The following is a 19,520-nucleotide window of genomic DNA, read 5'->3' as shown; positions in this document are numbered from 1 at the left end:
GTTACTGGCTCGACTTGGAGAACCATTGGGAGGGCAGCCAGTGCTGCGGCAACCATCCTTGCCAGAACGCATACGCCACCCCGACCGCCAGCAAGGCGATGATGACGACGATCCATCCCCAGGAACTGGCCGTGCGTTCTTCATCGACGGCCAGGCCATTGCCATGCAAGGAGCGGCTCGCACCCAGGCTGGCGGGGGCCGGCGCACGCACTTGCCCGTCGAGCAAATCGACGATGGCGGTGGGATCGGCGCCCAGCAAGCGGGCGTAATTGCGGATCAGGCCGCGCAACGAAACGCCGGTTGGCAGCTCATCCCAACGCTCGGCCTCCAGGGCTTCGAGCTGGCGGGTGGAGAATTTGATGCGGCTGGAGACTTCTTCGAGCGACCAACCCTTGGCTTGCCGCAGACCTTGCAGGGCCGCCCCAACGCTGCCGCCTTGCGCGGGCGCTGCCGCAGAGGGTTGAACAGCCGAAGCGAGATCCTGCGTCATGCATGCACCTGTCTGATGGGAATGGAACGGGCGGCGGCGTTGCGTTCAGTGATGCGGGTGCGATCTTTGACTTCGCCGGCCAATTGACCACAGGCGGCGTCGATGTCGTCGCCCCGCGTCTTGCGCACGGTGGTGATGATGCCCGCGTCCATCAGGCGCTGGGCGAACACCTTTACTCGCGGCGCCGGCGAGCGTTTCAAGCCGGACGCTGGGAAAGGATTGAAAGGAATGAGATTCAGCTTGCAACGCACCTGGCGAGCGAGCTGGATCAATTCCTTGGCGTGCTGGTCGGTATCGTTGATGCCGTCCAGCATGCAGTATTCGAAAGTGATGAAATCACGCGGCGCGTGGGCGAGATATCGCTCGCAGGCGGCCAGCAGTTCATTCAGAGGATATTTCTTGTTCAGCGGGACCAGTTCGTCGCGCAAGGCGTCATTGGGCGCATGCAGCGACACGGCCAGCGCCACCGGGCAATCCTGCGACAGGCGGTCCATCATGGGCACCACGCCCGAGGTCGAGACGGTCACGCGGCGGCGCGACAAGCCGTAGCCATTGTCATCGAGCATCATGCGCAGCGCCGGCAGCACCTGGTCGTAATTGAGCAAGGGCTCGCCCATGCCCATCATGACCACATTGCTGATGACGCGGGTGTCCTCGCCGCTGGCCTGAGCCAGCCGCGCGCTGCCGATGTCGGCTTCGAGCACGCGCTTGGCCCACCAGAGCTGACCAATGATCTCGCTGGTTTGCAGATTGCGGTTAAAGCCCTGGTGTCCGGTCGAACAGAACCGGCAATTGACCACGCAGCCCGCCTGGCTGGAAATGCACAGCGTACCGCGATCATCCTCGGGGATGAACACGGTCTCGATGGCGTTGCCCTGCCCGACGTCGAACAGCCATTTGCGCGTGCCGTCGGTCGAGCGCTGCTCGATATTGACCGGCAGCGCCTCGATGACGCAATGCTGCGCGAGTTGCGCGCGAAACTCGCGCGCAAGATCGCTCATGGCGTCGAAAGAATCTACGCCGCGCTGATGGATCCAGCGCTGCAACTGACGGGCGCGAAAAGGCTTGCCACCCCACTGACCAACCAGGTCGGCCAGTGCCTTGGCATCCATGCCCAGCAGATTGATCGTTTCGACGTTATCCATGACTTACAAAGTAGAGCAGCTATCGAGGATCAACGGCTGTGAATGTTGATCTCGGGGAAGAAGAACGCGACTTCCACGGCGGCGGTTTCCGGAGCGTCCGAACCGTGCACGGCGTTGGCGTCGATGCTGTCGGCGAAGTCGGCGCGGATGGTGCCGGGGGCAGCCTTCTTGGGATCGGTGGCGCCCATCAGGTCGCGGTTGGTCTGGATGGCGTTCTCGCCTTCGAGAACCTGCACGAACACCGGGCCGGAGACCATGAAGTCAACCAGGTCCTTGAAGAAGGGGCGCTCTTTGTGCACGGCGTAGAAACGCTCGGCGTCGGCGCGCGACAGTTGTTGCAAGCGAGCGGCGATGACCGTCAGGCCGGCCTGCTCGAAGCGGGCAACGATCTGGCCGATGACGTTCTTGGCGACGGCATCAGGCTTGATGATCGAGAGGGTGCGTTGAATCGACATGGAAACTCCAAAGTCTGCAGAGACAGTTTTATGCTGAGGGAATTTGACGCGAGTCCGGACAAAGCGTTCCGCGAATGGCTTCGCTGCATCTCTTGCGCCTGGCTGTTTTGCGCAGACAAGGACGCAATCACGCGCCCGAACTCGTCAAAACCCGGATTCGGCACTGCCAACCAGTCAGATTTCTCCAATAAAAACAGGGACTTCTAAAAGGTTTACAGTAACCCGGCATTCTAGCACGGCGACAAGAACCTATTACATCTTAAAATCCGTGGTTTGCCTGGCCTGCTTTTGCTGGCCCTCTGTCTGCCGGAACCCCGTAATGACCCAAGCTGCCGACCCCAAAAACGATACTGCGGAGCTCTCCAAGAGCTTCGAGCCCAACGACATCGAATCACGCTGGTATGACGAATGGAACCGGCGCGGCTACTTCCAGGCCGGCCGCCACGTAGAAACAGGGACCGACCCCCAGCCTTACTGCATCCAGTTTCCCCCGCCCAACGTGACCGGCACGCTGCACATGGGCCACGCCTTCAATCAGACCATCATGGATGGCCTGATCCGCTACCACCGCATGTCGGGCGATGACACGGTCTTCATTCCCGGCACCGATCACGCCGGCATCGCCACGCAGATCGTGGTCGAACGCCAGCTCGATGCCCAGAAGCTCTCGCGCCACGACCTGGGCCGCGAACGCTTCGTCGAGAAGGTCTGGGAATGGAAAGAGCAGTCCGGCAACACGATCACCAGCCAGGTGCGCCGGCTGGGCGCCTCGGCCGATTGGCCGCGCGAATACTTCACGATGGACGACCGCATGTCGCGCGGCGTGGTGCAGACGTTCGTCGAGCTCTATCGCCAGGGCCTGATCTACCGCGGCAAGCGCCTGGTCAACTGGGACCCCAAACTGCTGACCGCCGTCTCGGACCTCGAAGTCCAATCCGAGGAAACCGACGGCCACATGTGGCATATCCTCTACCCCTTCGTCGACGGCCCGCAAACCATTACCGACAAGGACGGCAACACGGTCACGCTGCGCGGCATGACCATTGCCACCACGCGCCCGGAAACCATGCTCGCCGACGGCGCGCTGTGCGTGCACCCGGAAGATCCGCGCTACCAGCACCTGGTCGGCAAGCAAGTCGAACTGCCGCTGTGCGACCGCAACATTCCCATCATCGCCGACGACTTCGTCGATCCTGAGTTCGGCACGGGCTGCGTGAAGATCACCGGCGCGCACGACTTCAATGACTACGCCTGCGCGCTGCGGCATCATCTGCCGCTGATCGTCATTTTCACGCTCGACGCCCACATCAACGAAAACGGCCCCAAGCAGTTCCAGGGCCTGGAACGCTATGAAGCGCGCAAGGCCGTGGTCGCCGAGCTCGAGGAAAAGGGCTATCTGGTCAAGGTCGAGCCGCACAAGATGATGCAGCCCAAGGGCGATCGCACCGGCGTCGTGCTGGAACCCATGCTCACGGACCAGTGGTTCGTCGCCATGAGCGAGCCGGCGCCCGAAGGTACCTTCAACCCGGGCAAGAGCATCACCGAGGTGGCATTGCAGGCCGTGGCCGATGGCAGCATCCAGTTCTACCCCGAGAACTGGACCACCATCTACAACCAGTGGCTCAACAACATCCAGGACTGGTGCATCTCGCGCCAACTGTGGTGGGGCCACCAGATCCCGGCCTGGTACGCCGAGGATGGCCGCTGCTTTGTGGCGCACTCCGAGGAAGAGGCCCTGGCGCAGGCCCGCGAGGCGGGCGTGAGCGGCCCGCTCACGCGCGACCCCGACGTGCTGGACACCTGGTTCTCCTCCGGGCTGGTGCCCTTCACCACCCTGGGCTGGCCCGAAAAGACCGAGGACCTGGCGCGCTACCTGCCGTCCAGCGTGCTGGTCACGGGCTTTGACATCATCTTTTTCTGGGTCGCGCGCATGGTGATGCTCACCATGCACATGACCGGCAGCATCCCCTTCAAGCATGTTTACGTGCACGGCCTGATCCGCGATGCCGACGGCCAGAAGATGAGCAAATCCAAGGGCAACACCCTGGATCCGGTCGACCTGATCGACGGCATCGACCTCGAGCAGCTGGTCGGCAAGCGCACTTACGGCCTGATGAACCCCAAGCAGGCCGGCAGCATCGAAAAAGCCACGCGCCGCCAATTCCCCGATGGCATCCCCGCCTTCGGTACGGATGCGCTGCGCTTCACCATGGCTGCCTATGCGACGCTGGGCCGCAACATCAACTTCGACCTCAAGCGCTGCGAAGGCTACCGCAACTTCTGCAACAAGCTGTGGAATGCCACGCGCTTTGTGCTGATGAACACGGAAGGACATGACCTGCATGGCGCCGAGCAGGGCGAATTGTCCTTCGCGGACCTCTGGATCGTCAGCCAGTTGCAGACGCTGGAAGCCGAGATCGCGCGCGGCTTCAGCGACTACCGTTTCGACAATATCGCCAATGCCCTGTATCGCTACGTGTGGGACGAGTATTGCGATTGGTACCTGGAGCTGGCCAAGGTTCAGATCCAGCAGGGCAGCCCCGCTCAACAGCTTGGCACGCGCCGCACGCTGATCCGTGTGCTGGAAGTCGTCCTGCGTCTGGCCCACCCCATCATCCCCTTCATCACGGAAGAGCTGTGGCAGAAGGTGTCGGTGGTGGCCGGCAAACGGACCGCCGGCCAGACCGCCAGCGTCAGCGTGCAACCCTATCCGCGCGCCAATCCCGACGCGGTGGATGCCGCCGCCGAAGCCGAGGTCGCAGAACTGAAGGCGCAAATCGAAGCCGTGCGCGCGCTGCGTGGCGAAATGGGGCTGTCACCAGCTCAGCGCGTGCCGCTCATCGCCCAAGGCGATGCCGCCCTGCTGCGCCGCAATGCCCCCTATCTGGCCGCGCTGGCCAAGCTGAGCCAGGTCGACGTGGCCGACACCCTGCCGGATGCCGGTGCACCGGTGCAGGTCGTGGGCCAAGCACGTCTCATGCTGCACGTCGAAGTGGACGTTGTCGCCGAACGCGCGCGCCTGGACAAGGAGATCGCCCGCCTCGAGGGAGAGATCGCCAAGGCCAATGGCAAACTGGGCAACCCCAGCTTCGTCGAACGCGCTCCGGCTGCCGTGGTGGAGCAGGAGAAAGCCCGCGTGGCTCAGTTCAACGAAACACTGATCAAGGTGCGTGACCAGCGCAGCAAGCTGGGCAACTGAACCTGCCCATGAAAAAATCCCCGCCTGTGTGTGCATTCGCAGGCGGGGATTTTTTTTGGCCAAGCCCGGCATCAGCCGGCAGATTTGCGCCGGCGACGCTTGCGCGGATCGGGAGGAGGTTCCAGGCCCTGCAGCAACGCCAATTGGCACTCGTCGGCATGATCCAGCCACCCTTGGGCACGCGCCTGGGCGATGAGCTCCGGCCGGCGCGCCAGCGTCAGGCGCAAGGATTGGTCGCGCCGCCAGCGTGCGATGCGCGCATGGTGCCCGCTCATCAGTTCCGCCGGTACAGCCTGCCCTTCATACGTTTCCGGGCGGGTGTAGTGCGGGCTGTCCAGCAAGCCGGACAAACTATCGTTGAATGAGTCCTGCAAGGCCGAGTCGCCATCGCCCAGCGCGCCCGGCAGCAAACGCACGGCCGCGTCTATCACCGCCAGCGCGGCGATCTCGCCGCCCGAGAGCACAAAATCACCCAAAGAGATTTCGTGTGTGACGCAGCGATCGATAAAGCGCTGATCCAGCCCTTCGTAGCGACCACAGATGAGAATGAGCCCGCTACCCTCGGCAACGCCCTGTGCGGCGCTCTGATCATAACGCTGCCCCACGGGAGACAGCAGGACCACGGGCGCGGCGCCCAGTCCCTGCTGCTGGCGCTGCGCCTGCGCGGCGTTGACCGCGGCCTCGAGGGGCGCGGCCATCATGACCATGCCGGGGCCGCCCCCATAGGGACGATCGTCCACCGTGCGGTGCACATCGGTCGTGAAGTCCCGCGGATTCCAGGCGTGCAAGGACCACAAGCCCTGCGCATGCGCCCGCCCCGTGACCCCCAGATCGCGCACCACCCCGAACATCTCGGGAAACAGGGTGATGACGTCGATACGCATCAGTCTTCCAGCGGCCAATCGCTATCGATGCGGCGCGCTTCGAGATCCACCGCCTGTACATGCGCGCGCACGAAAGGCACCAGCATCTCCCGCGCGCGGCCCTTGGCGTCGAGCAAAGGCTGCCCATCTTCCGTCTGGCAAACCACGCGCAAGATCGCGTGAGCGGCGTTTTCGAGCACCTCTTCGACCACACCCAGGCGGCGGGCCTGCCCGTCGGCGCTGCTATAGAACGCGCAGCCTATCAGGTCAACCCAGTAGTACTCATCTTCGGCCGCCTTGGGAAAGGCCGAGCGCGACACCCAGACCGAACTGCCCTTGAGCGCCTCGGCCTGATCACGATCGGCGATGCCTTCGAGCTGGGCGACGGCGCTGGCCCCATGGACCCGGCAGTGCTGCACCGCATGGGCTCGCGCTGCCGCATTGCCGCGGCCCGCAGGCCCCGGGGCGACCAGCCACCAGCGGGCAACGGCACGCAATACATCGGCCTGAGCGGAGTGCGGCTGGACTTTGATCCAGCCCTTGACCCCATAAGCCGATACCACGCGGCCGAGCTCGACCAGGTCGTCAGGCAGCGTGTCCGCATGTTTGGACATGAACAGATCCCAGAAATCAAAAGTCACGCCCAAGCGCCCTGCCCGACGGCAAGGCGCGGCGCACGTACGCAAACGGCACAGAAGACAAAGCCACGCACAAGGCGTGGCAGAGTCCACAGCACTGAAGCAGCATCAGCCTCGAGAAGGCCACGCGCACGATGCGGCGTCGAAGGACAAGCCCTCTGCCCGCATCCAGGCAACTGCCAGTGCTTTAAGCATCAGCGGATCGGCAGCAATGCCCATCCTGCCGGATCATGACCTGCCCAGGCGCTTAGCGCCGACAAGCCAAACCCGGTTTAGGCAGCAGCCGAAACCTTGGCCGCGTAGTCCTTGACCAGACGCTCGACAGCGGGCGAAAGCTGAGCGCCGTTGTCGGTCCAGTACTTGACGCGATCCAGCGCAATGCGCAGGTTTTCCGAGCCATCAGCGCCGACGGGGTTGTAAAAACCCACACGCTCGACGAAACGGCCGTCGCGGCGATTGCGCGAGTCAGTTGCAACCAGATTGTAAAACGGACGCTTCTTCGAGCCGCCACGGGCCAAACGAATCACCACCATAGGTAATCCCTTGAATTAGATGTGAAAAACGGGAAATTCTAGCATCCAAACGCAGCCCCTGGCAAATAGCCTGCCGTTTTTTACCGACACCGCGGGTGCCGGCGGGGGTGATGTGCTCCCAGAATGACCGGCCCGGCGTATGCTGAAGCGGCACAATCAGACAGGGTCGCGAAGCGCAAGGATCGCAAGACCTGGACCGACCCATGCGACTATGGCCGGTTGTGCAACGAGCCGGCGCTACGCACCAGCTCGGCAAGGCGAAGCATACACCCTCTCGGCTCATTGCCGCATCTCGCTAGGAGATCTTGGCCATGAAAGTCCAAAAGTTGCTTGCCCTGACTACCCGCGCACAGGCGATTGCCGCCCTGGCTGCAGCGCTGGCCATCACCACCCCGCTTCTTCCCGTGCCGGCTCAGGCCCGCGTCGTCGACGCCACCCTGGTCCGCGCCGCAGGAAAGGTGACAGCGATCGATCCATCGACCCGCATGCTGACCGTCACCGATCCCAATGGAGAGTCCGTCATGCTGCAGGCAGGCCCTCAGGTGCGAAATTTCGATCGCATCAAGGTCGGCGATGTGGTGCAACTGAGCTATTACGAGTCACTGAACATCTCGGTAAGGCCCAAGGGCACCGGCGCGCCGGAAGTGCGCACGGAATCGGCCACGACGCGCCCCACGCTGGGCAAACGCCCGCAGGGCGGCGCCGGCGTGCAGACCACCGTCACGGCGGAGATCTGGCACATCGGCCGCAACAACAACACCGTGATTCTGCAAGGCCCGGACGGCAGCCGGCAGACGGTCGTGGTGCATGATCCTCAGGCCATCAAAACGCTCGCCCACTTGAAAGAAGGCGACCTGGTGGACTTCACCTTCACCCGGGCTCTGGCCGGCGCAGTCGTTGCGCCAGCGAAAAAACACTGAGCGCCCCAACGCAGCAAAGGCAGCCCAGGGGCTGCCTTTGTTGTTTTGCCAGCCGCGCCGGGCTCAGCGCCGCCGCAGATAGTGCTCGATACGACCCGACTGCGCGTGCTGCGCCAACAGGGCGTTGCCGCTTTGCTGGCAGAAGGCCTGAAAGTCGCGCTCGGCCTTGGGGTCGGTCGTGATGACCCGCAAGACCTGCCCGCTGGCCAACTGGGCCAAGGCTTTCTTGGCGCGCAGAATCGGCAGCGGGCAGCTCAACCCGCTGGCATCGACTTCGAGCTCGACAGCCGGCAAGGCGGTATCAGAGCCGCTCATCGACCCAGCCCTGCACGCTGGACACCGCAGCCGGCAACGCCGACGCATCCGTGCCGCCACCCATGGCCATGTCAGGGCGGCCACCGCCCTTGCCACCGACCTGGGCTGCAACAAAACCCACCAGGTCGCCGGCCTTGACCTTGCCGGTCAGATCGGCCGTCACGCCGGCAACCAGGCTGATCTTGCCATCGGCACTTGCAGCGAGCAGCACAACGGCCGACTTGAGCTTGTCCTTCAGGTTGTCGACCATGCCACGCAACGCCTTGGGATCGACATCGGCGATCGTCGCGGCGAGCACCTTGACACCCTTGATCTCGACCGTGCCCTTGTCCGCCAGGTCATTGCCCGCGCTGGCAGCCAGCTTGGAGCGGGCCTGCTCGAGCTCTTTTTCGAGCGCCTTGACCTGCTCCTGCACCTGGGCGATGCGTTCGGGCAGTTCGGCCGACGGTGCACGCAGCACCCCAGCAGCGCGCTGCAGCAGCGCATTTTGCTCCTGCACCCAGACCAGGGCATTGTCGCCCGTGATGGCCTCGACGCGGCGCACGCCGGCGGCAACGCCGCCTTCGGAGACGATCTTGAACAAGCCGATATCGCCGGTGCGGCTCACATGCGTGCCGCCGCACAGTTCGCGCGAAAAGCCAATATCCAGCACGCGCACGGTGTCACCGTACTTTTCGCCGAACAAGGCCATGGCGCCGCCCTTGACGGCGTCGTCATAGGCCATGACGCGAGCCTGGGCAGGCTGGTTGGCCAGCACTTCGGCATTGACGATGGCTTCGACGCGGGCAATCTGCTCCCCCGTCATGGGCGCATCGTGCGCAAAGTCGAAGCGGGTCTTGTCGGGGTCGACCAGGGAGCCGCGTTGCTGAACGTGCGAACCCAGCACCTCGCGCAAGGCCTTGTGCATCAAGTGCGTGGCCGAGTGATTGCGCACGGTGCGGCCGCGGCGCACCGCATCGACGCGGGCCAGCAGGGTCGCGCCCACTTTGAGCGTACCCTCTTCGAGGGTGCCATGATGACCAAACACGCCGGCCTGGATCTTCAGCGTGTCCGCCACCGCGAAGCGCAAGCCATCGGCCTGCAGCAGACCGGTGTCTCCCACCTGGCCACCCGACTCGGCGTAGAACGGCGTCGCATCGAGCACGACGACGGCCTGCTGGCCAGCCTGTACGGTTTCGACCTGCGTGCCATCCACGTAGAGGGCCGTGACTTTGACGTCGCTCAGTTCGAGCTGCTCATAGCCTTCGAAGCGGGTTTGGGCGCCCTCGTAGCTCAGGCCTTCGGCCATCTTGAACTTGCCTGCCGCGCGCGCCTGGTCACGCTGACGCTCCATGGCGGACTCGAAGCCCGGCATGTCGATCTCGACTTCGCGCTCACGGCAGATATCAGCCGTCAGATCGACCGGGAAACCATAGGTGTCATACAGCATGAAGAGCGTATTGCCATCGAGCTTGCCGCCCTTGGGCACCTGAGCCAGCGCGACGTCCAGAATCTTCATGCCATGCTCGAGCGTTTCGCCAAAGCGTTCTTCTTCCTGTTTGAGCACCTGGGCCACGCGCTCGGCCGTCTTGGCCAGCTCGGGATAGGCCTCGCCCATCTCGGCCACGAGGTCGGGCACCAGACGATAGAAGAAGGGTTTGGTCTGGCCCAGCTTGTAGCCATGGCGCAGCGCACGGCGGACGATGCGGCGCAGGACATAGCCCCGCCCTTCGTTGCTCGGAATGACGCCATCGACGATCAGGAAAGAGCAAGCGCGGATGTGGTCGGCAATGACCTTCAGCGAGTTGTCCTCAAGATCCTTGATGCCGGTTTCGCGGGCCGCCGCGGCGATCAGCTTCTGGAACAGATCGATTTCGTAGTTGGAGTGCACGCCCTGCAGCACGGCGGCAATGCGCTCCAGCCCCATGCCGGTATCCACGCAGGGCTTGGGCAGACGGGTCATATTACCGGCCGCGTCGCGCTCGAACTGCATGAACACGAGGTTCCAGATCTCGATGTAGCGATCGCCGTCTTCCTCGGGCGAGCCCGGGGGGCCGCCCCAGATATCGGCACCGTGGTCGTAGAAAATTTCCGTACACGGACCGCAGGGACCGGTGTCGCCCATCTGCCAGAAATTATCCGACGCGTAGCGCGCGCCCTTGTTGTCGCCGATGCGGATGATGCGCTCGGCCGGCACGCCGACTTCCTTGGCCCAGATGTCGTAGGCCTCGTCGTCTTCCTGGTAAACGGTCACCCAGAGCTTTTCCACCGGCAGCTTGTAGACCGTGGTCAGCAGCTCCCAGGCGTAGCGGATGGCGTCCTGCTTGAAGTAATCGCCGAAGCTGAAATTACCCAGCATCTCGAAAAAGGTGTGATGCCGGGCCGTATAGCCGACATTTTCCAGGTCGTTATGCTTGCCTCCGGCGCGCACGCTGCGCTGCGACGAGGTGGCACGGGAATAGGGGCGCTTTTCCTTGCCGGTAAAGACATCCTTGAACTGCACCATCCCAGAATTGGTGAAGAGCAGCGTGGGGTCGTTACCCGGGACCAGCGACGAGGACGGCACTATGGTGTGTCCCTTGGACTGGAAGAATTGCAGGAACTTCTGGCGAATCTCGGAGGATTTCATCGTGGATGAATCGGGATTTGGGCGAATCTTTGATTATAGAGGGTAGGCGCGCCCTTGCCAGAAAAGCCCCCAAAGACCGCCTCATGGCCCGCCCCTGCTGCCGCGTACGCATACGAAGCCGGTGGTCCAGCCCTCGGTTTCCGTCCATTTGCCGCCGTACGACACCGCCACGGCCTTGAAGCCGGGCGGGCAGCTGCAGCTGCCCGACAAGGGGTTGATCATGGATTGCCCGGTGTGCAGGGCGCAGCGGGTGCGATTGTTGTACCCGTAGGCCCCACCGAAACTGCCTTCGCCTGGCCGCCAGCGGCCGCGATGGCATTGGAGCAGCTCGCCCTGGTCGCCCTGAGCCAGCGCGCCCGTTTCATGCGCGCCGCAGGCGTCGCCCAGCACGCGCCGGGCGCCCGCGAATAGGTATTCGCCCGCGCTCAAACGGGCCCCGGCCTGAATCGACCCGGCCACGGTCAGCCCTGAACGCAGGCGCGGATCGCGGTCATCGCCCACTCTGACATAGCGCGGGTCCAGGCCGCCGTGCGAACCGGCCCAGCCCACCGGCGTGCCCGCCGGCAAGGCAGGCATCCCCTCGCGCGGCGGGTTCGGATAGCGGAACTGCGCTCCCTGCAAAGACGGCCGGGCATACCCCCCCGCCGCGCCCAGGGGCTGCAGCAAAGCGCCCAGCCGCATCAGGTCGACCTGGCCCGAGCGCGTGCGTAACGCCTGGTCGGCCAGGACCAGCCCGTCCACGCGGCACGCCACGGCCGGGCAATCGGCAGCGGGCAGCACAAGCAGCCTCACGCCGAAGCCTAGCGGTGATCGTTCCGGGAAACCTGGCGGCAACAGCCCCTGCCGCGTCAGCTCGGCCAGCGTTGGCGCCAAGGGATCGGCAAAGGTGGCCTCCTGCGACGAGCGGCCCGTCCAACCGCCGAGATCTCGCGCGAGCGCCTGCGCCAGCGCCTGACGAACCTGCTCCATCCACTGCCCGCTGGCGCGCGCGGCCAGCTCGTCGGTCTCGCGCGCCCAGCGCCCGGCCGCAAAGACAGCCAGCAGCAGGCCGATACTCATGGCCACCACCAGTTCGAGCAGCGCGAAGCCACCTTGCCGGCGCCTCATGGAAACGTAAACGCAAAGGTGTTCTGCGCCGCGCACTGCGCCGCCGCTCGCAGCCCGTCATAGGCCACGGCCGGCGTCGCATCCGCGTTTTTGACTTCCACCGCCGCGCCCTTGCCCTGCAGGCTCACGCGTGAGGCCAGACCCTGCAGGGCCGCGGCCAGGCCCGGGCAGGCGGCGGCATGCACGCGATCCAGCGTCAGCGTGAAGGCCGAGCCCGGCGGCTGGCCCGGGCGCGCAGCGCTGGTCAGGCTGATCGAGCCGTCGCCCAGACCATGCCGCACCGATGCAGCCGCCCCCTGCCCGCTGACGGCCACCACGCCGGCCTCACGCATGGCGTCGGCCAGCATCGCGGTATCCAAGCCGGCATAAGGCGCCGATACGCCGGTGCCGGCGATGCGGACGCGCACCACAAAGCGCTGCAGGGCCTCGGCCAGTTGCGGCACGCGGCTCTCGACCACATAGCCCTGAATGGCGGGCACGCCGATCACAGCCACGATGAGCAGAATCGCCGCGACCACCGAAATCTCGATCAGGGAAAAACCGAGTTGGCGCGACCGGCGGCGTCGCAAGATATCAAGCATGAAGCTACCTCCCAGTAAGTGTAAGAACATCAATGCGCGGAATAAAAATGCATCAGGCCTCGCCGCAGCTCGTCGATGACCCCGTAATGCCAGAAGACCAGCGCCAGCATGGCGACAACGGCGGCCAGCAACAGCACCCAACGCCAGAACACCGCCTGCGCAGCCAGGCGCGGCAGCCAGGCCTGCTCCACCCGCAGGCGCGCGCGCGACAGCCCGGCCTCGATGCCATGGGCGGCCATCATGTCGCTCATGAACCACCACAGCTCTTTGTCGAGAAGCCCGGTATCGAAGGTGGCGGCGCCCACCTGGCCGGACTCGACACGCGCCAACATCTGCGTGATATGCGCGGCCAGCCACGGCACGGCGTACTGCCGCAAGGTGTTCAACGCCAAGCGCAGGCGTGCGTCCATGGCCGCGCCATCGCGTATCAGCACTTCGAGCAGGCTCAGAAAGCGGATGGCCTGCGCGTCGCGATAAAGACGCCAGGGGCCGATGGCATCGCAGTATTTGCGCCACCGCCCCCGCCAATGCCCCATGGACCACACCCCGACCCCGAGCCCGCCCGAGGCGGCCAGGGCGGCCAGCGGGCCAAGCCAGACCACGTGCGCGGCGAATCGGAACAGCGCACGCGTCTGCGGGCCGTGATATTGCGCCGGCAGGTCGCCGAATACCTGCGCCAGATGGGGTACGGTGAACAAGGGCACGGCCCACAGCGTGCCCACCAGCACGGCCAGCGCCAGCCCCGCGGCCCACAGACTGGCGGTGAGCTGTTTGCGCGCGGCCTCGGCCAGCCGGCACGCCTGGGCCAGATCGTGCAGACCTTGCGCCAATGCGGCGCTGCCCGCCGCTTGCGCCGTGGCCAGCATCAAGCAGTCTTGGGCCGGCGCCACGCCGGCCCACAAGGCCGCGAGGTTGCCGCCATAGGTGCCGCTGGCCTTGGCCCAGCGCAGCGCCAGCCGGCCGCGCCAGTGCCGTGTCCCGTAGCGGGCCGCGTCATTGGCGAAGACATCGCGTAAGGCGAGCCGGCCGTCGCTGGCCCGTAGCAAGGCACTCAGGTAGGCGTAGTAGTCGGCGCGCGCGCGCTGAAATCGCCAGGCATCCGCACGCAACAGCCACCAGGACTCACGCACGCGCCACCTCCCGCGCGAGCGCCTGCGGCCCGCCCGCCTGGGCAGCCCAATACCGGGGGTCGAGCTCTCCGCGCAGCACCTTCGCTTTGAGCACATCGGCCCACGGTGTCACGGCGGCCTCCGGGCCCGCCATCACCTCGGCGGCCACGCTGCGCCCGAGATAACCGCGCAACAAGCGCGGCCCGCGCGAGCAATGCCCGCAGCCCAACGGTCGGCGCACACGCCAACGCGCCTCTGGCAAGGCTTCCAGGATAGGCGCCCAGGCCCGCGCCTGCGGCCCCCTGAGCAGCGCCTCGGCGCCCTGGGCGCAATGCGGACAAGGACGAGGCAGCAACTCCTGATAGACCATCACTTTGAGAATGCCGCGCAGCCGCAGGAAGTCTGCCGGGATGCCGATGAAGTCGGAAGCCAGGCGCGCGGGAATCGCCGGTGCCGACCCCGCGTGCACGGTGGTGTAAACACTGACGCCGGAGCCGGCAAGATCCATGAACGCCCGCCCGGTTTCGCGATCGCGGACTTCGCCGAGGTAGACGTCATGCATGGCGCTGCGTTTGAGGGTCTTGAGCTTGGCGTCGAAGACGCCGTCGTGATCGGCGTCCAGACCGCGCCCCACCGTGTTCTGCAACGCATCGCCGATGCGGGTTTCGACCGGATCTTCCAGCGTGATGATTTTTCGCGTCGCAGACAGGCCGCGCAACAACGTGGCCAGCGTGGTGGATTTGCCGGACCCTACGCGTCCGGCCACGACGACGGCCCCACCCTCGCGGGCGCAAGCCTGCCGCAACAGGCGCGCTTGGGCTGTGTCGAAACCGAGGTCGCGCAGACGGCTGCCCGCGAGGCTTTCGCGGCGCAGGATCCGCAAACATACGGAGGGCCCATTGTCGGTCGCCAGCGACGCCCAGCGCAGCGCCCACTCCTGACCATCGAGGCGACACAGAATCCGCCCCTGTTGTTCGGCCAGCGGATCGAACACCGCGCCATTGCCCCCCATGACATCCATCCAGACCACCGCCAGCATGTCCAGCATCGTCGCCCGCGTGAGCGGCCGCACGTCGGGCAAGGCAACGTATCGCCCGTCAATGCTGTAGCGCACCTCAGCCCGGTCCGCGCCCAGCACATTGAGATGGATATCGCTCGCGCCCGCGCTCAGCCCGGCGCGAACGATGTCTTCGAAGAGCAAAGCCAGCGTCGGCCTGCCGCCCTGGCCCGCCGGGTGGCGCTCGGCAGGCCTCCGGCCGCCCTCGGCGCTGAGCGGACGCAACAGATCCAGCAGCAAGGCGGCGTCCACCTGATAGCAGGCGGGCCGGGCCAGGGCGTAGCCTCTGCCTGCCACCTGCCGGAGGATTTCGTCCATCCAGGCGCCCCGCACATAGCGCGCCTGGGCCAATACCGCCACCTCCCCGCTTGTCAGCAGAACCGGGCAAATATGCCCTCTCAGGCCGCCCAAGTGGAACTCGGCGTCGAGCACCCGCAGCAAGGGCGGCTGCAGTTGCGCCAACGCATGCAGAGGCTGAACGGATTCAGTCATGCGTGGCGGCCTCCGGCACGATGCAGGCTTCGGCCATGGCCCCGGTCGGCTGCCGCAGGCGGACGCAGGGAGCCCGGACCTGGACCAGGGTGGCGGACCCCGCGTCCCCGGCACTCGGCCCGCGCAGGCGCGGCGCATCCGGGCGCGCGACCCAAACGGCGCCCGCGAGCTGAAACTCGGCCGTGAGCCGCGCCCCCACGCCGTAAATCGCCCGCAGCGCCAAGGGCGCGCCGGCGCTCTTGGCGTCTGCGCTTGCCGCGTCAGCGGCGGCGGCCGACGCCCCGGAGACAGGGGCATGAGCGGCCACTTCCTGCTGCAACCATTGCCGCACACTCTGCTCCAGCATGGCTTCGTCCGCGCCATGCGCTGCGGGCAGGAGCAGTAGCCCCAGCAGCGTAAGCAGGCGTACCTGCCGCCGGAAACGCCGCCATGCATCAGGGTTGGGTTTGATCGGCATGGATACCTCCATCAAGGTGCAAGACCAAGGGACTGTGCCGGGCATCGGAAGACTGCTTCGGATCGACCTGCAGACGCAGGCCGCTCCAGTGCGCGGGCAACACCTCCCATCGAAGCAAGGAAAAAGATCGCAGCGGCCCGCTCACGGATAAGGAGCGGGTGTCACCCTGCGGTGTGGAGGTCCATGGGCCCAGCCGGATGTCGGTAAAGGCCTTACGCCAGGGTTGCAGCGCCTGCATCCAACGCCTATCCAGCGGTTGGGCATCAGCGCGGCAGACGCCGTCTGTCGTCCAGTGCAGCACCGCCTCGTCCAGACCCGGAAAGTCCACCCGCCATGCACGGCCGACCCGGCGCTCAAAATCCGCACTCAAAGCCTGCGCCGACGCCGGCTGATAGCGCGCCTGGCAATGCCATTGCTGTTGCGGCAGGCACTGTGCGGCGGATAGCCGCCACCCGGCCACGACCATGGGCAGGCGATGCAAGCCCTCTAGCACGTGACCCAGACAAAGTGGCGGCGGGGCCACGTAAGCCTGCGTGGGTTGCGCGGGGACGGCCCCAGGCAGAGACGGCGCGGCGGCCAAGGCCCGCCACAGCAGCAGGCAGGCCAGCGGCGCGAGCAAGGCCGCCATCCAGACGCCCAATCGGGGCGGCAGGACGCGCAGGCGGCTGCCGGGCAATGGCGTTGACTGCAAGGCCTGCATCACGACCTCGGGCGCCCCGGCTGCCGGAACTCCCAAGGCCTGCAACGCGGCCTGGGCCTGGTCCGCGTCGGCGAACATCTGATCGCCCCCCACCAGCACCGCGCCATCCTGGACCGCGACCAACCAATAGGCCTGGCCCAGCGGGACGATCGCAGCATGGCATTCCGGCGCACAGTGAGAGGCAACCTGCTGCGCCGCCGAGTAGCGCGGCCCGCGGCCTGCCAGACGCGCGCAGCCTGCTGTCATGGCGCGTTCTCCGCCCAGCACGTAATGACTGGCGCGCATCTGCCGGGCCCGCAAGCGGGCCAGGGCCTGCGCATGGCTGCCCACCACAGCGAACCAGGACAAACCATGCACCCACTGCCCGTGAGCGCCGGCTGGCCGCAAGCAGAGATCAGCCATCGGCCTCCTCCAATTGGGCGCTCAGCACGATGACCGTGAGCAGACGCTCCTGACGCGCCTGGTCTCGCCCGCCCGCCAGCAAGGGGGCATCGGGCGTCAGGCGCTGGCGATCGAAGCTGTCCACGCTGCGATCGAAACCCGAAAGCAGGACAGGATGCCCCGGACGCACCCTGACCTGCTGCACGCTGCCATTGCCATCCAGATTGAGCTGCTGCACTTGCAAGGGCCGGCTGTCGTCGCCGAAGGCCAGAGTCTTGAGCGGCTGGGCGGCCGTGTTGTCGTATCCGATGGACAGCAGGATGCTGCCGTCGTCCTGGGCATCTGGCAGCAACGTCAGGAAGGTTCCCACAGTGACGCGCTTTTGATTGACGGATAAGGCGGGCAGCTCGGTGCTGCCCGTGCCCGTTTGCAGCCCCTGCACCTGATCGACATAGGAGAAGGTGCTGTGCACGGCATAGGTCACCGGCCGGCGGTTGAGCGTGAGCAGAGGAATCGATCGATGGTGGCGGATCGCCCCGAACTGGGCCAACGCGCTCAGCAGTGCTTTGGAGCCGCCCCATGCCCCCTGTGGCGCCTTGGCTGACAGCCCCGGGGCGAGCGTGCGCGCGGCGGCCGGAAACACGCCCTCCAATGCCGCACGCGCGCTGGCGTGCAGGAGGCGCCAATCGATGGCACCCTCGGCGCTGTTGTGCATCACCAGGGTGATTTCTTCGAAGAGCAGGCGCACGCGCCGGCTTGCCCGCGTGTTCTGCTGCGCGATGAAGGCCTCCACGCGCGCCAGGACCGCCGGGGTGTCGGTCACGACCAGGGTGCCCCCCTCATCGGCCAGCACCGCCACGCCAGCGCGCGACAGAAAGGGTTCGATCTGGGTGCGGACCCGCTGCGCGGGGGTTGGCAGATGGACGGTGACGCTGGCCTGAATGGCATTATCAAAGCCCTCGGCTTCGTCGGCGCGACGCCCCAGCTGTGCCTGGGACCGGGCCTCCAGCGGCAGCATGCGCAAATCGAAAGCCCGGGTCTGGCTGCGATAGAACTCGATGGCGCCATCGTGATAGCGCCACCACACCAGCAGGCGCGCCGCCAGCGTATCGAGGATGTCTGCCAGCGGCCGGGGCCCCTCGTGCAGCTCGACCTCAGCCAACGCCGGTATCGCCAGGGCCGCCTTCTCGGCCAGACGTGGCAGAAAGAGCTCGGCGGGCAACAGGGCCTCGGGCAGCACGCGCACCGCGATGCCGGTGGCGCGCTGCAAGCGTTCGGCGATCACGGTCAGCCCGGCACGGCCAGCGAAAATCAGCGTGGTGTCGACCCGGGCACGCAGCGGCGCGGGCAACGCCACCTCGCGGGCCAGCGCCTGGGCCGGACCGGCCAGCCAGGGTTTGCCGACGTCTTGCGCGGCTTCGCGGGCGCTGCGCGCCGCCTCGGCATCCGTGGCGCGGGCCTGAGCCGCATGCAACGCCTCGACCTCTTCGCGAGAGCGCCCCAGCATATCGCGCAGGTGTTGCCATTGCGCCTGCAAGGCGCAGCCACCGAGGGCCAGGCAAAGCAGGAGTGCGGGCAGACGAGGGATCAGGGCCGTCATGTTGCAGCTCCGCGGCTGCGGTCGCAGGCCTGCGCCAGCGGCACGACGCGCAACACCTGGTTGGCATAGAAGCAAGGCTGCACGGGCCGGTCAGAGAGCTCCGTGGCACGCAGCAATTCGCGCACGGCCTCCTTAAAGCCGCCATCGAACTGCGCCTGACCCTGCAGAGGGATATCGACATTCAGGGCCCAATGCTCGGCCGAGAAGGTCCACCCGGCCTGACTCGCCCAACGCGCCAGCACGGCGCGCAACGTGGCGTCGGGCGGGCCCGCAACAAAAGCCGGCGCGCGGACGGCGGGCCCGATTGGGCCGGCTGGCGACACGGCGGGCGTGCCGCCAGATGGCGTTGCGGGCTCAGGCTCGGGCTCGGGCTCGGACCCGGGCAAAGGTTCCGGCTGAGGCAGGCCGGGCTCATCCACGGCCGCCCTGCGCGCGTAGGCGAGGCGATGCCCGCCCCGCATGATCAGCGTCTGCCAGCGGCCCGGCACGACCACATAGGGCTCACGGCGCAGCATCGGCAAAGGCTGCTCGCCCGCCGGCCCCTGCCCGAACACGGCGGGCAAGGCCTGCTGCGGCGCGAATTGCAGCCAGACCTCGTCCGGACTCGCGAAAACCTGCAGCGGCGCGACCTCAGCGTCGCCGCTCAGTTGCCAGCCGAAATCGAAGGCCGCTGGCGCGACCTGCCAGACTGTGGGCGCCGCGGACTGGCAACCGCCCAGCAGCAACAACGCAAGAAAGGAAATAAAACCGCGCATCCCATGACTCTGTATGAGTGAACAGAATCATGATGAGCAAACGCACGGGCCGCCGCCAGAACGGCATATACGCAAGGACAAAGCCACGACGCACGGACCGGGGACGAAAAAAAAC

At 66.0% G+C, this 19,520-nt stretch carries 18 protein-coding genes; 2 read left to right on the top strand and 16 right to left on the bottom strand.

The genetic code is table 11. The annotated features are described in order from the left end of the window. Position 1: 1 nt before the first annotated feature. Genes CAL22_RS05795 through ndk form a run of 3 tightly spaced genes read right to left on the bottom strand, consistent with a single transcriptional unit; the run spans position 2 to position 2,090 of the window. Positions 2-490, bottom strand: coding sequence for a helix-turn-helix domain-containing protein (locus CAL22_RS05795; protein ID WP_094811299.1), 489 nt, complete (start codon positions 488-490; stop codon positions 2-4). Continuing rightward, positions 487-1,635 (bottom strand): 23S rRNA (adenine(2503)-C(2))-methyltransferase RlmN, encoded by a 1,149-nt coding sequence (rlmN, locus tag CAL22_RS05790; RefSeq protein WP_094811297.1) that lies wholly within the window; start codon positions 1,633-1,635, stop codon positions 487-489. The genes CAL22_RS05795 and rlmN overlap by 4 nt, the downstream gene beginning before the upstream one ends. A 29-nt stretch (positions 1,636-1,664) precedes the next feature. Then, complete coding sequence (gene ndk / locus CAL22_RS05785; protein ID WP_094811295.1) at positions 1,665-2,090, bottom strand: nucleoside-diphosphate kinase; 426 nt, start codon at positions 2,088-2,090, stop codon at positions 1,665-1,667. 319 nt (positions 2,091-2,409) lie between these two features. On the opposite strand from ndk, the gene CAL22_RS05780 reads away from it, so the two are divergent. Beyond that, the gene (locus CAL22_RS05780) at positions 2,410-5,289 is read left to right on the top strand and encodes a valine--tRNA ligase (RefSeq protein WP_094811293.1); all 2,880 of its coding nucleotides are present in this window, start codon (positions 2,410-2,412) and stop codon (positions 5,287-5,289) included. A gap of 71 nt (positions 5,290-5,360) precedes the next feature. On the opposite strand, the gene trmD is transcribed toward CAL22_RS05780, so the two are convergent. The 3 genes from trmD to rpsP all read right to left on the bottom strand — a co-directional run bounded on the left by trmD (position 5,361) and on the right by rpsP (position 7,323). Next, positions 5,361-6,173, bottom strand: coding sequence for a tRNA (guanosine(37)-N1)-methyltransferase TrmD (trmD, locus tag CAL22_RS05775; protein ID WP_094811291.1), 813 nt, complete (start codon positions 6,171-6,173; stop codon positions 5,361-5,363). Then, positions 6,173-6,766, bottom strand: coding sequence for a ribosome maturation factor RimM (gene rimM / locus CAL22_RS05770; protein WP_094813459.1), 594 nt, complete (start codon positions 6,764-6,766; stop codon positions 6,173-6,175). Before rimM ends, trmD begins: the two co-directional genes overlap by 1 nt. A 296-nt stretch (positions 6,767-7,062) precedes the next feature. Continuing rightward, positions 7,063-7,323: a 30S ribosomal protein S16 gene (gene rpsP, locus CAL22_RS05765; RefSeq protein ID WP_094811289.1), complete on the bottom strand. Its 261-nt coding sequence runs from the start codon at positions 7,321-7,323 to the stop codon at positions 7,063-7,065. Between the two features lie 311 nt (positions 7,324-7,634). Here rpsP and CAL22_RS05760 point away from each other — a divergent pair, with 311 nt between their 5' ends. Continuing rightward, complete coding sequence (locus CAL22_RS05760) at positions 7,635-8,243, top strand: hypothetical protein (RefSeq protein ID WP_094811286.1); 609 nt, start codon at positions 7,635-7,637, stop codon at positions 8,241-8,243. A gap of 63 nt (positions 8,244-8,306) precedes the next feature. Here CAL22_RS05760 and CAL22_RS05755 read toward each other — a convergent pair whose 3' ends face one another. From CAL22_RS05755 to CAL22_RS05710, 10 genes are all read right to left on the bottom strand, one after another. After that, complete coding sequence (locus CAL22_RS05755; protein WP_094811284.1) at positions 8,307-8,558, bottom strand: sulfurtransferase TusA family protein; 252 nt, start codon at positions 8,556-8,558, stop codon at positions 8,307-8,309. After that, on the bottom strand, positions 8,545-11,166 hold the full coding sequence (gene alaS, locus CAL22_RS05750; RefSeq protein WP_094811282.1) for an alanine--tRNA ligase: 2,622 nt from the start codon (positions 11,164-11,166) through the stop codon (positions 8,545-8,547). Before alaS ends, CAL22_RS05755 begins: the two co-directional genes overlap by 14 nt. An 81-nt stretch (positions 11,167-11,247) precedes the next feature. Next, a complete protein-coding gene (locus CAL22_RS05745) occupies positions 11,248-12,273 on the bottom strand; it encodes a PulJ/GspJ family protein (protein WP_094811280.1) in 1,026 nt (341 codons plus the stop codon). Further along, positions 12,270-12,854, bottom strand: coding sequence for a pilin (locus CAL22_RS05740; protein ID WP_094811278.1), 585 nt, complete (start codon positions 12,852-12,854; stop codon positions 12,270-12,272). Before CAL22_RS05740 ends, CAL22_RS05745 begins: the two co-directional genes overlap by 4 nt. A 29-nt stretch (positions 12,855-12,883) precedes the next feature. Next, positions 12,884-13,984 (bottom strand): pilus assembly protein, encoded by a 1,101-nt coding sequence (locus CAL22_RS05735; protein WP_094811276.1) that lies wholly within the window; start codon positions 13,982-13,984, stop codon positions 12,884-12,886. Then, positions 13,977-15,512, bottom strand: a complete 1,536-nt coding sequence (locus CAL22_RS05730; protein ID WP_094811274.1) for a GspE/PulE family protein — start codon at positions 15,510-15,512, stop codon at positions 13,977-13,979. Before CAL22_RS05730 ends, CAL22_RS05735 begins: the two co-directional genes overlap by 8 nt. Further along, on the bottom strand, positions 15,505-15,969 hold the full coding sequence (locus CAL22_RS05725; RefSeq protein ID WP_094811272.1) for a hypothetical protein: 465 nt from the start codon (positions 15,967-15,969) through the stop codon (positions 15,505-15,507). Before CAL22_RS05725 ends, CAL22_RS05730 begins: the two co-directional genes overlap by 8 nt. Beyond that, positions 15,947-17,071 carry a type 4b pilus protein PilO2 gene (locus CAL22_RS05720; RefSeq protein WP_094811270.1) on the bottom strand — a complete coding sequence of 375 codons (1,125 nt, stop codon included), beginning with the start codon at positions 17,069-17,071 and terminating at the stop codon, positions 15,947-15,949. The genes CAL22_RS05725 and CAL22_RS05720 overlap by 23 nt, the downstream gene beginning before the upstream one ends. Then, positions 17,064-18,650 carry a type II secretion system protein GspD gene (locus CAL22_RS05715; protein WP_094811268.1) on the bottom strand — a complete coding sequence of 529 codons (1,587 nt, stop codon included), beginning with the start codon at positions 18,648-18,650 and terminating at the stop codon, positions 17,064-17,066. Before CAL22_RS05715 ends, CAL22_RS05720 begins: the two co-directional genes overlap by 8 nt. Beyond that, entirely contained in the window at positions 18,647-19,405 is a 759-nt protein-coding gene (locus tag CAL22_RS05710) for a TcpQ domain-containing protein (RefSeq protein ID WP_094811266.1), read from the bottom strand. The genes CAL22_RS05715 and CAL22_RS05710 overlap by 4 nt, the downstream gene beginning before the upstream one ends. Positions 19,406-19,520: the final 115 nt, after the last annotated feature.

Origin of the sequence: Bordetella genomosp. 12, assembly GCF_002261355.1 — a bacterium.
GTDB lineage: Bacteria > Pseudomonadota > Gammaproteobacteria > Burkholderiales > Burkholderiaceae_B > Bordetella.
This window is presented reverse-complemented; position numbering and strand designations above follow the sequence as displayed.

Bases quoted from the DNA above. Each gene is read 5' to 3' on its own strand.
- CAL22_RS05760 (WP_094811286.1), top strand. From the start codon at position 7,635: ATGAAAGTCCAAAAGTTGCTTGCCCTGACTACCCGCGCACAGGCGATT.
- CAL22_RS05710 (WP_094811266.1), bottom strand. From the start codon at position 19,405: ATGCGCGGTTTTATTTCCTTTCTTGCGTTGTTGCTGCTGGGCGGTTGC.
- CAL22_RS05745 (WP_094811280.1), bottom strand. From the start codon at position 12,273: ATGAGGCGCCGGCAAGGTGGCTTCGCGCTGCTCGAACTGGTGGTGGCC.
- rlmN (WP_094811297.1), bottom strand. From the start codon at position 1,635: ATGGATAACGTCGAAACGATCAATCTGCTGGGCATGGATGCCAAGGCA.
- CAL22_RS05720 (WP_094811270.1), bottom strand. From the start codon at position 17,071: ATGGCTGATCTCTGCTTGCGGCCAGCCGGCGCTCACGGGCAGTGGGTG.
- CAL22_RS05725 (WP_094811272.1), bottom strand. From the start codon at position 15,969: ATGCCGATCAAACCCAACCCTGATGCATGGCGGCGTTTCCGGCGGCAG.
- trmD (WP_094811291.1), bottom strand. From the start codon at position 6,173: ATGCGTATCGACGTCATCACCCTGTTTCCCGAGATGTTCGGGGTGGTG.
- rimM (WP_094813459.1), bottom strand. From the start codon at position 6,766: ATGTCCAAACATGCGGACACGCTGCCTGACGACCTGGTCGAGCTCGGC.
- ndk (WP_094811295.1), bottom strand. From the start codon at position 2,090: ATGTCGATTCAACGCACCCTCTCGATCATCAAGCCTGATGCCGTCGCC.
- CAL22_RS05755 (WP_094811284.1), bottom strand. From the start codon at position 8,558: ATGAGCGGCTCTGATACCGCCTTGCCGGCTGTCGAGCTCGAAGTCGAT.
- rpsP (WP_094811289.1), bottom strand. From the start codon at position 7,323: ATGGTGGTGATTCGTTTGGCCCGTGGCGGCTCGAAGAAGCGTCCGTTT.
- CAL22_RS05715 (WP_094811268.1), bottom strand. From the start codon at position 18,650: ATGACGGCCCTGATCCCTCGTCTGCCCGCACTCCTGCTTTGCCTGGCC.
- CAL22_RS05740 (WP_094811278.1), bottom strand. From the start codon at position 12,854: ATGCTTGATATCTTGCGACGCCGCCGGTCGCGCCAACTCGGTTTTTCC.
- CAL22_RS05795 (WP_094811299.1), bottom strand. From the start codon at position 490: ATGACGCAGGATCTCGCTTCGGCTGTTCAACCCTCTGCGGCAGCGCCC.
- CAL22_RS05730 (WP_094811274.1), bottom strand. From the start codon at position 15,512: ATGACTGAATCCGTTCAGCCTCTGCATGCGTTGGCGCAACTGCAGCCG.
- CAL22_RS05780 (WP_094811293.1), top strand. From the start codon at position 2,410: ATGACCCAAGCTGCCGACCCCAAAAACGATACTGCGGAGCTCTCCAAG.
- alaS (WP_094811282.1), bottom strand. From the start codon at position 11,166: ATGAAATCCTCCGAGATTCGCCAGAAGTTCCTGCAATTCTTCCAGTCC.